The sequence below is a fragment of the Selenomonas sp. WCT3 genome, assembly GCA_900100835.1.
GTDB lineage: Bacteria > Bacillota > Negativicutes > Selenomonadales > Selenomonadaceae > Selenomonas_A > Selenomonas_A ruminantium_E.
In genome coordinates this window covers 16,478-31,885 of the sequence record FNCM01000014.1, presented here as the reverse complement: position 1 = coordinate 31,885, position 15,408 = coordinate 16,478, and the positions used below count along the sequence as shown (strand labels likewise).

11 protein-coding genes and 1 tRNA gene are annotated in these 15,408 nt (G+C 53.3%); all 12 read right to left on the bottom strand.

What is annotated here, in order from left to right:
- Nucleotides 1-190: 190 nt before the first annotated feature.
- Nucleotides 191-916, bottom strand: a complete 726-nt coding sequence (gene nuoB / locus BLQ36_RS11010) for an NADH-quinone oxidoreductase subunit NuoB (RefSeq protein WP_074515634.1) — start codon at nt 914-916, stop codon at nt 191-193.
- Between the two features lie 11 nt (nt 917-927).
- Nucleotides 928-2,445, bottom strand: coding sequence for an NADH-quinone oxidoreductase subunit C (locus tag BLQ36_RS11005; RefSeq protein WP_074515633.1), 1,518 nt, complete (start codon nt 2,443-2,445; stop codon nt 928-930).
- Nucleotides 2,445-3,953, bottom strand: coding sequence for a proton-conducting transporter membrane subunit (locus BLQ36_RS11000; protein ID WP_081342336.1), 1,509 nt, complete (start codon nt 3,951-3,953; stop codon nt 2,445-2,447). Before BLQ36_RS11000 ends, BLQ36_RS11005 begins: the two co-directional genes overlap by 1 nt.
- 9 nt (nt 3,954-3,962) lie before the next feature.
- A complete protein-coding gene (locus BLQ36_RS10995) occupies nt 3,963-4,592 on the bottom strand; it encodes a hydrogenase (protein ID WP_033171026.1) in 630 nt (209 codons plus the stop codon).
- A 15-nt stretch (nt 4,593-4,607) separates the two neighbouring features.
- Nucleotides 4,608-5,513 carry a respiratory chain complex I subunit 1 family protein gene (locus BLQ36_RS10990; protein WP_318260981.1) on the bottom strand — a complete coding sequence of 302 codons (906 nt, stop codon included), beginning with the start codon at nt 5,511-5,513 and terminating at the stop codon, nt 4,608-4,610.
- Nucleotide 5,514: 1 nt separating this feature from the next.
- Nucleotides 5,515-7,557: a proton-conducting transporter membrane subunit gene (locus BLQ36_RS10985; RefSeq protein ID WP_074515632.1), complete on the bottom strand. Its 2,043-nt coding sequence runs from the start codon at nt 7,555-7,557 to the stop codon at nt 5,515-5,517.
- 185 nt (nt 7,558-7,742) lie between these two features.
- Nucleotides 7,743-8,279: a DUF1097 domain-containing protein gene (locus BLQ36_RS10980; protein WP_074515631.1), complete on the bottom strand. Its 537-nt coding sequence runs from the start codon at nt 8,277-8,279 to the stop codon at nt 7,743-7,745.
- A 143-nt stretch (nt 8,280-8,422) separates the two neighbouring features.
- Nucleotides 8,423-8,499, bottom strand: a tRNA-Arg gene (locus BLQ36_RS10975).
- Nucleotides 8,500-8,638: 139 nt separating this feature from the next.
- The gene (locus BLQ36_RS10970) at nt 8,639-10,318 is read right to left on the bottom strand and encodes a carbon starvation protein A (RefSeq protein ID WP_074515630.1); all 1,680 of its coding nucleotides are present in this window, start codon (nt 10,316-10,318) and stop codon (nt 8,639-8,641) included.
- Between the two features lie 220 nt (nt 10,319-10,538).
- Entirely contained in the window at nt 10,539-11,642 is a 1,104-nt protein-coding gene (locus tag BLQ36_RS10965; protein ID WP_074515629.1) for an NADH:flavin oxidoreductase, read from the bottom strand.
- A gap of 102 nt (nt 11,643-11,744) precedes the next feature.
- Nucleotides 11,745-13,010 carry a UDP-N-acetylglucosamine 1-carboxyvinyltransferase gene (murA, locus tag BLQ36_RS10960; RefSeq protein WP_074515628.1) on the bottom strand — a complete coding sequence of 422 codons (1,266 nt, stop codon included), beginning with the start codon at nt 13,008-13,010 and terminating at the stop codon, nt 11,745-11,747.
- An 89-nt stretch (nt 13,011-13,099) separates the two neighbouring features.
- Nucleotides 13,100-15,076 carry a SpoIVB peptidase S55 domain-containing protein gene (locus BLQ36_RS10955; protein ID WP_318260980.1) on the bottom strand — a complete coding sequence of 659 codons (1,977 nt, stop codon included), beginning with the start codon at nt 15,074-15,076 and terminating at the stop codon, nt 13,100-13,102.
- Nucleotides 15,077-15,408: the final 332 nt, after the last annotated feature.

Here is a 15,408-nt window from a genome sequence, read left to right as displayed (position 1 = left end):
CCAAGCATACAAGAATAAGCGTAACTACCAAGGAAAGGATTATTTGTTTCTTCAATAAAATCACCTCTCGAAAGCAATATCAGAAACACTTCTTCTCTATCGACAAGAGGTGTAGTTTTTTAACTACACCTCTCTAACTTTATCACATTTGCTATTTTGGCGTCAAACGAACGAAGAGTCCTTCGAGCAATTACAATTTTTCCGCCAGTATATCAGCCGCAGCCAACAGACCGGCAATCATAGCCGACGGACGCGGCGGGCAGCCCGGTACATAGATGTCAACCGGAACAACTTTATCAGCAGCGCCCACGATGGCATAGGATTCGCCATAGGTCGCACCGCCAGCTGCACAAGCCCCGCATGCCATGACCAGCTTTGGTTCCGGCAGCGCCTCATAGGACATCTTCAAGGCCTGCTCCAAGTTGCGGGTTACCACCCCGGTAACCACCAGCATATCGGCATGACGCGGGGAAGCGTCAAAATGAACGCCATAGCGATGAAGGTCATAGATGGGATTTGACATGGCGCCCATCTCGAAATCGCAGGCGTTGCAGGAGCCCGCATCGAGATGACGGGCATGGAGGCTGCGCCCCAGCTTCTGGCGGATGATATCCGCCGTTACTTCCTGGGCTTTTTCCAACAAATACGGCATAGCCTCCTCCGAGGAATGGGCAATCCCCGCCTCAGCTCCAGCAGACTTGACACAGGACTCGACGCAGCGGCCACAGAACAGGCAGCGGCGATAGTCGATGCCTGCTTTCGAAAAGGCTCCCACCGGGCAGGCCTTTGCACAGGTTTCCAGCGCCGATTCCGGGCACTGGCCCTGGATTTTGCCACGGAAACGCTCACTGCCGGAGAAGGTGATATCTTCCGTGGCAATCTTATCGTGAAGCAATCGTTCCAATACTTTAAACATAGCTCTCTCCTTTAGCGGTCCAGGCAGGCATAGCAGAGCTCAAAGCTCTTATTGATAAGCGGAAAATCGGGGATGATATCGCCCTGTACCGCAATGGGCAGCGCCGGCCAGTTGGGATAAGAGGCACTGCGGACGAAGATGCGGTCGATACGGCCGTCGCTATCCAAGGCAACATACTGGAAATTGCTGCCCCGGGCCGACTCACTGATACCCCAGTCCTCGCCGGCCGCCTTCGTGATTTCTACCCACAGGGGTGTTTCATCCACGGCCAACATATCCAAAAGCTGGGAAACCATTCGCAGGCTCTCCTGGAATTCTTCGATGCGCACCGCCAGTCTTGCGGCTACGTCACCGCTCTTCTGGGTGACCACCGCAAACTCCAGCCCTGGATAACAGCCGTAGGCAAAGTCCCGGCGGCTGTCATGGGCAAAGCTGCTAGCACGGGCACCCACACCGACCATGGCCAAATCCACCGCCGTCTGATGGCGGACAATGCCCGTGGTGTTGATGCGGTTCTGGAAGTTTTCCTGCTCGGCAAACATCTTTGCCAGGTCAGCCATATTTTTCTCCGCTTTCGCCAGCGTCTCACGGATATCCTGCTGCAAGCTGGCACCAATATCCATCGCCACACCGCCCGGGACGATCACCCCGCGTAGGAAGCGGTTGCCTGCCAGACGTTCCTGCAGGCGCATCATCATTTCCTTCGTGCGTCCCCCCAGGCTGATAGCCGGCGCAAAGCCCACACCAGCCGGAATGTTGCCGCAGTCACCGATATGGTTCGTGATGCGCTCGATTTCCATGAGCAGCGTGCGGATAATCTGTGCCCGCTTGGGAACCGTAACCCCGGCAATCTTTTCCACCGCCTGGCAGAAACTCCAAGTATTGGCGATGCTGCAGGCACCGCAAATGCGCTCAACAATTGGCAGTGCTTCCTGCGGCGTCTTGCCCTCCATGATTTTTTCGAGACCGCGATGGGTAAAGAACAATTTAGCATCAAGCTGGAGCATGGACTCACCAGCCTGGCTGAACCTAAAATGTCCCGGCTCGATGATGCCGGCATGTATCGGCCCCACTGGGACTTCATAGATGCCCTCACCATGGGCAACACTCATGCGGATTTCGCTCCCCTCACCAGCCTTGGCCCGAGGGCTTGCCGCCCTATCAGTCTGCTTGCGCAGAGGATGAAAATCCTTGGGGAAGGTCTCATGAAGCACCAAGGGACGCGGGTCTGGATGCCCCACTGGCACCAGGCCGAACATATCCTGAATCTCCCGCTCATACCAAGCGGCAGCAGGCAGGATTGGCGTCAACGACTCATAGCAGAGGTCGCCATCAGCCGGCACCGCCGCTTTTAAAACCTGCATGCGCTTTTCTTCGGGAATTTCAAATACCACATAGAGAGCATAACCTTTTCCCTGCGCACTCTCATCGCGGCCAAACATCGCCGCCAGCGGGTGCTTACCCCCCTCGGACAGTGCCCCGGCCTCAGCCCGAAGGTCTGCCACTTTGATTTCTTTTACATTTTCCATCAGGACATCCCTCCTAAGATAATCTGGCCGGCAGTTACGAGAAGGTCACCAAGATACGGGAGCTCCAGCAGCGTGCCGCTGATAATGCCGCTTGCCAGCAGGAGCACCAAGAGAACTGCCGTATCCAAACGGCCCATGAGCTCCCCTGCCGATTTACGTTTTGGCTTGCCGCCCATCATGCGCAAGGCATGATAGAGAATACCGATAAGCATGCCAGCCAACAGTACCAGTGCCAGCATGCCGAGCCACGGCCGGTCAGCCATAAAGAAACTATCGATAATGTAGAACTTGCTGAAGAAGATACCCATCGGCGGCATGCCGAGGATACCGACGATTCCCAAGAGCCAAAACAGTGACGTGCGTGGAGCCTGCTGCAGCATGCCATGCATGCGCATCATATTCTTCGTGCCATAGGCCTCCATTATCGTACCGGCGGTGTAGAACAACGCGTATTTCACCAGAGCATGGTTCATCATGTGCAAGAGGGACGCCTCAACGGCCAACGGCATAAACAAGCCAAAGCCAGCGGCCATCAAGCCGAAGTTCTCCATGGAAGAATACGCCAGCATGCGCTTGATGTCGCGCTGAATGACGACAAAGGGAATGGCCAGAGCAATCGTCAGCAAGCCAAAGAACAGGAACAGGCTGCTGATAAAGCCCATGCCTACCGCCGGCATAATCACGATAACATTACGCAGCAGTACATAGATGGCACAGATGCAAAGCGCGCCGGAAAGCAAACCACTCGTAAGTGCCGGTGCCTCAGAATGAGCATCCGGCAGCCAGGCATGCATAGGTGCCAGACCGACCTTCGTGCCATAGCCCACAAACAGGAAGCAGAAGGCCACCTTAGCCAGGGCTGGATTGAGTTCCCCACCATGCGCAGCCAGATACTGCCAATCAAGGGCCTGGGCCCCACCCATGGCCAGAATCTGGGCATAATAGACAAGAATCGTACCCAGCAGCGCCAAACAGATGCCAACGGTGCAGACCATAACGTATTTCCAGGCAGCCTCCAAGGAAGTGCGGGTGAACTTAAAGGCTACCAGCAGGGCCGAAACCAGCGTCGTCGCCTCAATGGCCACCCACATAAGGCCCAGATTATTCACGAGAACCACGATCATCATCGTCCAGACAAAGAGATGAGAAAGGGCATAGAAGCGGCCTTCCAAGTGGCTGAACCGGCGCAGATACCCATAGCGGATATTGGTGTCGCGGTCAAGATAGGCTTTACTGGTCCAGGCAAAGGCCAGATAAAGCATGGTGACGATAATGAGCATCCAAAGGGCCAGGGCATCCAGATAAAGATAGCCAAAAGAGACCGGATTTGACGGGTCAAATTCCATGACCAGCTTTATGACAATAGCGCCTGCGGCCACCGCCGTCAACCGGTTGAGCCAATGCAGGAGCCCCTTGCCCAGTACATTGACAGCCGCAATCAAGCTGAAAAGCGGCGGCAAGGCCAGCAGCATATAGACCAGCTGCGGAATGGTAAAATTGAGTTCCATATTGCTGTCTTATCCTTTCAGTTTCTTCATGACAGTCGTATCTGTGGTCATGAACGAAAGGCTCATGCGATTCGTCAAAATGACCAGTACGACCACGGCAATGAGGACATCGAGGAAAACGCCCAGCTCAACCACGAGCGGCAGTCCCTCCGTAATCAAAAGTCCCAAAAGATAGATGCCATTTTCCAGCGTGATAAGGCCAATCATCTGCAAAATAGCCCGCTTACGCATTACCATGAGGGCCAGTCCTGTCATAATCATCAGAATGGATGCGGCAATGATACTGCGTCCCGGCGTTCCCGGCAGCAGATGATCGACCAGCAAATAGCCAAAGACCAAAAAGGCAGCAGCCGCCATCGTAGAATAATTGACGTTGATGTCCGAAACAATTTCCCGCTCATCGGTGATTTTCCCCGCCAACCGCAGAATCGCCCCGGGGATAAAGAGCACCTTGACGAAGATGGTCAAGAGCCCCGGCAGCCAGGCATGAAGGCCGCTGCCGGCCCCCAGACCAATGGCAAAGCAGGCACCGGCAATGATGCCCGACTGCGCCGCCAGGCACAGGATGGAGCGCTTCAGCTCCATAATTCGCGTCTGCAGGAAGACGACGAAAATCAAGAGTACTACTAAATATTCCATATTGCGTCTCCCTCCTTACTCAGCAATTAGCGAAACAATCAGCAAAATAAGCGCTGCCGACAAATAGACCCGGACTTTGAAGAGACGCATCTTATTATTGAGGGTCTCTACCACGCCGATGACCAGCGCCCCAAAGAGGACTTTTAAGGCCACGGGAATTGCCAGCGGCAGGTATAACGTGCTAAAGAGCACGAGGAAAATCAGGATTTTCAGCATACTGCCCAAATGGATAAGCGCGAGCAAGCGTCCCGAATACTCCAGGGTCATACACTCATGAATCATCGTGAGCTCCAAATGGGTGTCGGGATTATCCACTGGCAAGCGGCTGTTCTCCGCCAGCATGACCAGGAAGAAGGCCACACAGGTCAGCACCGCCGGAACCGTGAAGTAGAACGTATCGAAATCAATGACCATGCGGGTAAGGGTCGTGGACTGATAGCGCATGGCATTGACGAGAATCGCCAGCATGACCGCCGGCTCAACCAATACCGAAATATACACCTCACGGGAGGATCCCATACCGCCAAAGGCCGTAGCCGAATCCATGGCCCCCAGCGTCATGAAGAAGCGCCCCAGTGCCAGCAGATAGACAAAGACAAAGGCATCCCCCATGCTGAGGCCGGCACTGCCTGCCTGCAGCATGCTGACCAAAAGCCCCGGAACCATTGCCGCCGCCATCAGGGTCGTGCCGAAATAAACCGCCGGGGCAAGGATAAAGATTTTACTCGTATAGGGCGTGATGATAACAGGTTTGCGCCACCATTTCCAGAGGTCAAAGTACTCCTGGAGGACGCTGGCCCCCCGCCGTTTCTGCAAGATAGCCTTGGTCTTATTGATAAGACCAACGATAAAGGGTGCGAACACCAACAAGAGCAGCGCCTGGGCAAGGCCAACGCCTAAACTCTGTGCCATATAGACCATCTTACATCACCCCCCAAATCAAAACTGCCACCATGGCAATCATCGTATAGCCAATATAAAGGCGGACGCTTCCCTGCTGCAAAAGATGCAGCAGCGAAGACAGGCGGACCATCAGATGCTGCACCGGAACATAAAGTTTCTCGGTGAACTGATCCGGAATAAACAAATTGTAATGAACCGAGCGGCCGAAATACGCATGCTCCTTCTTGAGGAAGGTGCGCTCCTTGCGCGGTTTCAGGATAAAATCAAAGGCCCGGCGCAAAGGTTTCGAAAACCCCGTTGCCGTGTACTGCTGGCGGCGGGTTGGCACCGTACCGCAGTTCCAGGTCACATCTTTCTGGACGTAGAGACCCTTGCCCTCAAGGACAAAAGCCAGGACAGCCGTAACGATAAGGGCGAGCATCAGCAGCATAAAGGGGCTGTAGGCCGAATAAGATGCCGCATTGGCAAAATCGCCGATACCATTCCAGACCACCGCGTCGGTGCTGACCATAGGCAACGCCATCATGCCGCCGGTAAGAGATGCCTGCATAAGCTGCACCATCGGCATCGGGAAAATACCCAACACGAGAATCAAGAGCGCCTCAAGCCCCATGCCCAGCAGCATGAAAAACGGCATCTCATGCGCCTTCAAGACCAGCGCCGAACGGCGGCGGCCCAGGAAGACCACGCCGTAAAGGCGGACGAAACACCCCAATGCCAGGGCCCCAGTAAGCCCCAGCAGCACAAAGGCCCCGATGACCAGCAGTCTAAGTTCCTGGGTACCCGTCTGCCAGCCCAGGGTGACAAAGCTCTGCAGGGCCATCCATTCACCGACAAGGCCCGTCGTAAAGGGCAGCGAGGAAAGGGACATGGCACCGATAAGGGTAAAGAGGGCCGTAACCGGCATCTTTTTCGCCAAAGCCCCCATAAGCTCCACATTCTTACTGCCAACCGCATGCATGACAGCTCCGGCACTCATGAACAGCAGTCCCTTCATGATGCTGTGGCTCAGGGAATGAACCAGCACTGCCGTGAAGGCCACCATGGCCATCGTGCCATGCCCCGTCTGCACCAGCAGCATGCCACAACCAAAGGTGGCAAAGATGATTCCCATATTCTCCACCGAAGAATAGGCAAGGATTCGCTTCATATCCTTTTCCATGGAGGCATAGAGCACGCCAAGGAACGCCGAGAAAAGTCCCACCAGCATAACGATAAGGCCATAGGCAAAAATCTCCATGCCGAGGAAATAAAAGACAAAACGGCCAAAGCCATAGACTGCCACCTTGAGCATAACGCCACTCATCAGCGCCGACACATGGCTCGGCGCTGCCGGATGGGCATTGGGCAGCCAGACATGCAGCGGCATCAAACCGGATTTCAACGCAAAACCGATAAAGGCCGCAGCAAAGGCCACATGACGCAGTGGCCCTTCCAGCGTATTATGGGCCAAGTCCGAAAACAGCAGGCTTGGGGAATGGCTGCCAATCAGATAGAAGGCGATGAGGATGGCCGCCGTTCCCAGATGGGTCATAACCATATACTGGTAAGCCGCATGAACCGTCTCCTTCTTCTTGCTCTCGTGATTAACCAGCAGGAAAGAAACCAACGCCATGACCTCCCAGGCCAGGATAAAGGTAAATGCATCGCCAGCCATCAGCACCAGCACCATCGAAGCCAGGAACAAGTTCCAAAGCCCCGAAAGCGCCCGGATACCCGTACCGCGATAAGCCTTGCCATAATCCACGCCGTACAAACTGATGATGGTGCCAGCTAATCCCGTGATGACTAAGAAGGCTGCACTCCAACCATCAGCCACCAGCGTATAACCGCTCCAGCCGATATTCATCAGTGAGCCAAACCGTCCCAAAGTAAGGCCCGCGGGTACTCCCCACCCGCACATAGTACCAAGATACGTCGCCGATGCCAGAAACGTCAATGCACTAGCGGCAGCTGCCAGCACCATGCCAATTGCATGGGCTGCCATCTCCAGCCGCTTCGGCCAAAGCATCGTCATGGCGCCCATCACATAGAGCACCAGCGCCAGGAATAAGAAATCCATACATGCCTCCTAAAAACACTTCCCAAACAATAAAAAATAAATCCTTAAAGATGCAAAAAGAAAACAGACAAAGAAAACTTTGTCTGTTATCAACGAATTTATGCACACAGAAAAACACTGTATGATTTCGATATTATACTACATTTTGCCAGGGATGGAAAGCATTCCCGGCAAAAAATCCCCCATTATTCCGAGGCTGTCTCCGGTGAGGACTTCCACCCCCGCTGCACCCAGGCAATCAACGTGGCATTGATATGCCCCAGCAGCAGGCCCAGCACATTTGCCCCAGTGATCCATACAAAGGCCACCAATAGGCTCAAAAAATAGGACTCCTGCACTGGAAAGGCCTGAAGATAATACCCTGCAAAGATGCAGGAAAAGGAATTGAAAGCCACCAGCGATGACGTAAACACCGGCAGTTTCAGGAAAATCATCAACAGCAGAATCGCCACAAACACCGCTGCCATCGAAGCCGCCATCGGCTGCATAAAGGATTGCAGCGCATCCGTCAGCACAATGGCGGACAGAGCCAGCACCGCGGCCATAACCGCCGTAACGCCCCCATCCCGAATAGCGCTCTTTTTATTTCCCAAGGCGATATACCAAGCCCACCCGATAAAGATTGCCCAAACGGGCAAATGAAGCAAAGCCCCCAGCCCTGCCAAAGCAGACAGACCAGCAATAATAACATCGGCTGCGTTCACCTTCAGAGTCTTTCCCATAAATCCCCCTCCGATTTTCTATCGTTTCTTACTGTATAGTATTGTATAGAAATCTTTTCGCCAAGAAAAGGACATATGACTCCAAACCAATCCTGCCAGCAACAAAAAAGTCCCGAGGAAATCCTCAGGACCAGCTTGCGATATGGTGCGATTGGTGAGAGTCGAACTCACGACCTGCCGCTTAGGAGGCGGACGCTCTATCCATCTGAGCTACAACCGCAACAATATAATTTTAGCAGACCCTCGCCAGATATGCAAGGCTGTCCCCATCCCAAACAAAAGAATCCCCCGAGCGCCTCGCAAACACTCGGGGGATTCTGACTTTTGGGAATAAACAACAGGGATAATCGTAAGTTTATTTATAACTCAGTCTGCGGGCACTCTGCCTTGCCACTGATGAATTCTTTGCCGCAGTGCTTGACCACCAGAACTGCCAGCGTCATAAGTGCCAGCGCCAGTACCAGCTGCAAGCCGTCAACCATGACCACAAAGGTACCAGCCTGAAGCTTCGTGACAATGCCCATCACACTCATGACCAGCGCCGTCATGGTTACGAAGAACATAAAGGTCATCGGCACATAGAGCATCCAGCCCTTGCGCCCCGTAGTGCGAAGGAATACCGAAAGGGAAATCAGCACCAGGGCGGACAGCAGCTGATTGGCAGCACCAAACAGCGGCCAGATATTCATATAGCCAGCCAGGCAGAGCATAAAGGCCAATACCAGCGTGATAATCGTCGAAAAATAGGTATTCATGCAGAGACTTTCCAGCGCATTGGGCTTCTCCCCTTCACTGGGCGTAAAGAGTTCCTGGAAGGACATGCGGCCAATGCGGGCCACCGAGTCGATGGTGGTCATAGCCAGCGCCGATACACACATGGTGATGACACAGGCAGATACTCCCACCGGCAAGCCAAACATCTGGAAGAAACCACCGACAGCATCAGCAAAAATCTGGAATGGCGTTCCCTTGGGCAGAACGCCATTGCTGGCAGCGGCACAGGCGATAACCAGCGCCACCACACCGAGCAGCGACTCAACCAGCATCGAACCATAACCAACCGGCAGCATATCCGTCTCATTGGCTACGGCCTTAGAGGACGTCCCCGAAGAAACCAGACTGTGGAAGCCCGAAACCGCACCGCAGGCAATGGTGATGAAGAGGATCGGGAACAGCGACTGGCCGTTTACCTCAAAGCCAACGAAAGCCGGCATATTGATGGCGGGATTGGCAACTACCACGCCGATGACACCGCCAGCCACCATACCCAAAAGCAGGAAGGAGGACAGATAGTCACGGGGCTCCATGAGCAGCCACATGGGCAAAACCGAAGCGATAAAGCAATAACCAAAGGTCACATAGCGCCAGGTCTGAGCATCGAAGTAAAGGGGAAAGTTCATGCCAACAGCAAACATCGCGATAACCAGCACCACGGCAATGACGAATTTCACAGCACCGGAGGGATTGAAGCGGCGAATATACTCGCCAAACCCCATGGCGACGAAAATGTAGAGCATGGAAATAGATGCGGCCTGAGCCCCCGGCATATTCTGGGCGCCTGTTTTCGTAACAGCACTGAAGGTGTTAGCCAAGATATCCGCAAAGGCAGCCAGAACCAACAGGGTAAAGAGCCAGCAGAACAGCAGGAACAGGCGGCGGCCCGTCTTGCCAACATACTGCTCGATTAGCATGCCCATGGATTTTCCCTTATTCTTGACCGAAGCGTAAAGGGCGGTAAAGTCCTGAACCGCTCCAAAGAATACACCGCCAATCAGCAGCCACAACAGGGCCGGCGCCCAGCCGAACATTGCCGCGATAATCGGGCCAGTCACCGGGCCAGCACCAGTAATCGACGAAAACTGATGTGAAAATACCGTAAACCGGGAAGCCGGCGCGTAATCCTGACCATCTTCGTACTGTACCGCCGGCGTCTTGGCCTTCGGATCGATCCCCCAGGTCTTGACCAGCCAACGTCCATAACCAGCATAAGCTGCCACAAATACGACGATGGCGATTCCCACCAGAGTCAAACCATTCATCATAATCCCTCTTTCTATAACACACAAATGTATCCCGCCCGCATCGCAAGATGCAGACGGGATACATTTGTATATTCAGTAAGATACAAAATCATATTCCACGTTCATTGCGCCATTGCAATGGGACATTTCTTATGAAATGTATCTTAACACCATCTATTTCATGTGTCAACTTGTAAACTTTAAGAAGTAATTTTCTAAATAATATTAACTTTCGTCCTTACTCGGCAGACTTTTCCTGCTGCTTCTTCTGACGAGCCTTGGCCGCCTTCCAGGCCCAGACGCAGCGAATTCCCGGGTGCATATGAGGCAGAACAAAGCAGCGGCTGCAGGACACGCAGATTGACTTTTCGGCACCATCCAGGGATTTCGTCAAAAAATCCGGCTCGGCAATCAGCGCCCGTCCCAAGGATACAGCATCCAGCCCCTTTGCCAGAACCTTTTCCATATCCGCCAGAGAACGTACACCACCCACTAAACTCATGGGCTGCTGCGGAACCAAGGATTTAAGGCGGGCCGCCTCTTCCAGGTAGTAGAGGGTCGCCGTCTTCGGCTGATTGATAAAATCCACACCGGAGAGTTCCACCAACTCTACCCCCAGCTCATGACAGCGGTTCAAAATCCAGACCATGTCATCATGATAGCCAGCCGCATCCTCATGCTTCGTATCGAGGTTAATTTTAATCAGCACCGGGAAGGCTTCTCCGCAGGCATCTTTGATGCCGCGAATGATAGTTTCCGTCATGCGGAAGCGATTGGCAACACTGCCGCCATACTCATCCTGGCGCTGATTAAAGGTCGGGTCAATAAAGCGCGACAGGAGATAGGAATGGGCCGCATGGAGCTGGACGCCGTCCACGCCTGCAGACTGCAATCGCTTCGCCGCCTTCACAAAGCACTGTTCGATATGATGGATTTCTTCCAAGGTCAGGGCTCTGGCCTCCCGGTCCTTTTTCAAAGGTCGGGCGACGACATCAGCCAGATCCTCATTATCGATTGCCCGGGGGCCAGCATGGGAAATCTGCGGGACAAATTTTGCCCCTTCCCGATGGGCGATTTCCACCGCCCGGCGGAATTGGTCTGTATAGCAGTCATCATAGATGTTCACCTGCTCAGGATTCGCTCTGCCCAGCTCATCCACACAGCAGTGCCCCGTGATAATCATGCCCACCTGATTTTGGGCCAGGGTCTCATACATCCCATATTCAGCATCCGTCATATAACCGTCAGGACTAGCCAGGAAACTGTGCACAGCCGAGCGGATTACACGGTTCTTTAGCTGGATATGTGCGAGTTCCAGCGGAACTTCAAATCTGGTACTCATAAAATGCCTCCTGTAATACACAATTGCATAAGTCTTTCTAACTTAGTGTTATAAAAATAGTGTTGGATGGCCTGCATCCAACACTTGATAACCAAAAATAACTTACTGATCTACGCGGCAGATATCGGCACCAAGCCCGACGAGCTTCGCCACGAGATTATCATAACCGCGGTCAATATGGTGGATATAACCCACCTGGGTCTCGCCTTCAGCCACGAGACCTGCCAGCACCATTGCGGCACCAGCCCGCAAATCGGTTGCCTTAACCTGGCAGCCCATCAGCGTTTCCACGCCTTCGACCACCGAAGTACGGCCATCAATCTTGATATTTGCGCCCATGCGTTTGAGCTCATCCACATGCATGAAGCGGTTCTCAAAGACTGTTTCCGTCACTAGGCCCGAGCCCTCCGATACCGTGAGCAGTGCCATGAACTGCGCCTGCATGTCCGTCGGGAAACCTGGATACGGCATGGTCTTGATATCCACTGCCTTCGTGCGCTTATCGCAAGCTACGCGAATGCCATTGACATCCTCTTCAATCGTCACGCCGGCTTCCTTAAGCTTCGCGATAACCGGTTTCAAATGCTCGCTGATGGCATTTTCAATGTAGACATCCCCCTTGGTCATCGCCGCAGCCACCATGTAGGTGCCCGCTTCGATGCGATCCGGGATGATGGTATAATCACAACCCATGAGCTTTGGCACACCGTCAATCTTGATGACGTTGGTTCCTGCGCCACGGATTTTTGCGCCCATGACGTTGAGGTAATTTGCCAAATCCACGATTTCCGGCTCCTGAGCCGGGTTCTCCAAGATGGTCTGACCTTCAGCCATGGAAGCGGCCATCAAGATGTTTTCCGTAGCACCAACACTGGGGAAATCCAAATAGATTTTTGCGCCCTTGAGGCCCTCTGGTGCCTTAGCTTCAATAAAGCCATGACCGATATTGATTTCCGCCCCCAGCGCCTCAAATCCCTTGAGGTGCAGGTCGATGGGGCGTGTGCCGATAGCACAGCCCCCCGGCAGGGAAATCTTTGCCTGACCACAACGAGCCAACAGCGGCCCCATAATCAGGAAGGAGGCGCGCATCTTACGCACCAAGTCATAGGGAGCTTCGCAGCTGCCAATAACGGTACTGTCAACTTTGAGCTGGTGTTTAGACGAATCAAATTCCGCCTTAACGCCAAGTTTTTTCAATACTTCCGTGATTGTATGAACATCTTCCAGTGCCGGCACTTCATCGAGCAGGCTTGGGGAATCCTGACCAAGCAGTGTCGCCGCAATAATCGGCAGGACAGCATTTTTGGCTCCGCTGATTTTAACCCGGCCTTCCAGTCGGTTACCCCCATGTATAATCAACTTTTCCATTAAGTTCGTTATCCTCCTATAGTCATGCTTTTTTTAAAGCATCAACACATAGTTTACCATCATATCGGCTTTATGACAATAGTATTGGGTTACTTTCTCTCAATTTGAAGTGTCGAATGCACCACATTTTCGATAATATACTTCGTTGTATATCTCGCTTTTCCCGTCTGACGTTTGGCATTCTCACCCAGCAGGTCTACTTTGTGTTCCTTGTTTTTCAAGCGTTCCCGGGTCTCGCGCAGAATGCGGCGCTGCTCCCGCGGCGTCAGCTGTTTCTGTACCTGGCTCGGCGAAATGATGATTTCATTGTTGCGGCCGCTTTCCTGCAGCTTCTTCAGCTTGTCAGCAGTAGTCTGTTTGGCTTCATCTTCGTTGACCACATCAACCCCCGACTGCTGGAGTACCATCAGAGCCGTTGCCGGAACCAGTCCGCCACCGCGGATATCGAGGTTCAGCGTTCCCGAATGCTGGTTTTCCGGAATCGTATAGGGGATAATCACCGTTTCCTTCGGACGGCGGTAAGGCTTGATGATGGTGGTGAACCGCACCGTCTCGCCCGGTTTTGCCGTCTTTTTGTCTGGAACTGCCGAAATCAGCGAAGCCGTCCGGCGTTCAGCCTCCACGTCGATGTTTACCTGCACGTCGAGGATATCCGATTCCTGTTCTTTATTGGCCGTAATGACGTTCATGGCCTGCATGAGTTCCGCCATCGAAATCTGCCCGACATCCGTTGCGTTGTAGAACATGTTCTTACGCTCAACTTTGCCCCCGGGCACGGCATTGGTGCGAATGGTGAAGCCCACTTCCGCCGTACCAGCGCTGACATCGTCCGCCGTCTTGCTCAGGGCCGCATAGGCAATACCGCCACTTACCTGCGACAGGAAGTCCTCATCATAGGCAATGCGGGCGCCGTATTCTTCCACCCGGCCCAGGGATTTATCCGTGACCTTAACCTTGATGGGCACCACAGTGGGGAAAGTTCCCAGGACGCCAGCAATTCCCGTGGCCCGGTCCTGATTGATGCGGCCGATGATGTTGCCGATATTGGCAATCTTCATGCCGTTGCTCTGGCCGCTGATGGTTCCCACCACCTGGGCATCGGTCATAAAGTAATTGACATTGCCGCGATGCAGGAAGGGATGGCCAAAGCCCAGCACCTTTTTGCCGTCCACCGCGGTTACCGTTCCCGTTGCACCAATGGCAAAATCGCCATAAGCTACGGCAACGCCCACAGCCTGACCGGGTTTCAAGGTCGCGTCATACACCGTCTTATGGGCATCCGCTGCCGATGGTGCCCCCATGGGCAAAAATTCCATAGTCCCCTTGGGATCCAGCTGGTGTTTGAGGAAATCCAGGCTCGACTGATTGAACCCGGCAAAATACATAACGTTTTTCGGTACGGCTTTATCCGCCGCCGTCTCCACCGGTTTCTTTTCCGCTTTTGCCTGTTTATCCTTTTCCGCCTTTTCCTTGTCGGCCTTTACCGCTTCCATAGCCCGGGCAATGAGTTCATCACCATAGACTTTGCCGTCCTTTTTTTCAGCCCGCTCTTTGGCCAGCTTTTCCTTATCGGCTTTTTTCTTAGCCGCTGTCTCAGCAGCCTTCTTGATATCAATCGGATGCAGGCGGGTCTTGTTTTTGCGGTCCGGCATCTGCCAAATCGGCGTCATCCGGTCAATCGGCGTAATAAAGAAGGTATACGGGGTCATTTCTTTGATGCCCGCCGCTACCGCGCCGACCAGATATCCATCAATATACACGGGACTTCCGCTCATTCCCTGCAAAATACCACCGGTCTGAGCAATAACCGGCCCCGAAGCCTTAGCCATGATCATCGGCTCAGAGCCCTTGCCGTTATCTACGGTTCCAACAATATCGACCTGAAAGTCCCGAAGCTGCCCCGAACTGTCGATAACGGTATACGCTGTTCCCGTCATCCCCTCTTTGACTTGGTCATGCGTCATAATAGGGTCCATCGCCATACTGGGCGCAATCTGAGCCGACCAAAACGTCATGGCCAAACCCGCTGCCACCAGCTTCTTTATATAAGTGCGCAAAAGTTTCACCTCATTTTACCATCTAAAAATCCGTTATCTATTTATTATAACGCCATTATTCTATATTTGCCATAGGCAAATTTCCGACAACAATGGCCGCAGTACCAACGATCCGCACGGCAATATTTCGATTGACATAAACGATAGAAGCCCCCATAAGATTGATTCATCTACCTTATGGAGGCTTCTATAAATTTATCCACGCACTTTTTACCAATTACAGTTTGCAGGGGAGTATTACCCAGTTCGTATTCGAGGTAAGTCGCCGGCGGCGGGGGCCCCAGTACCAACGCTCCACCGGTGACAACCCGCTACAAGAAATTTTTGCCTTTTAATTAAGA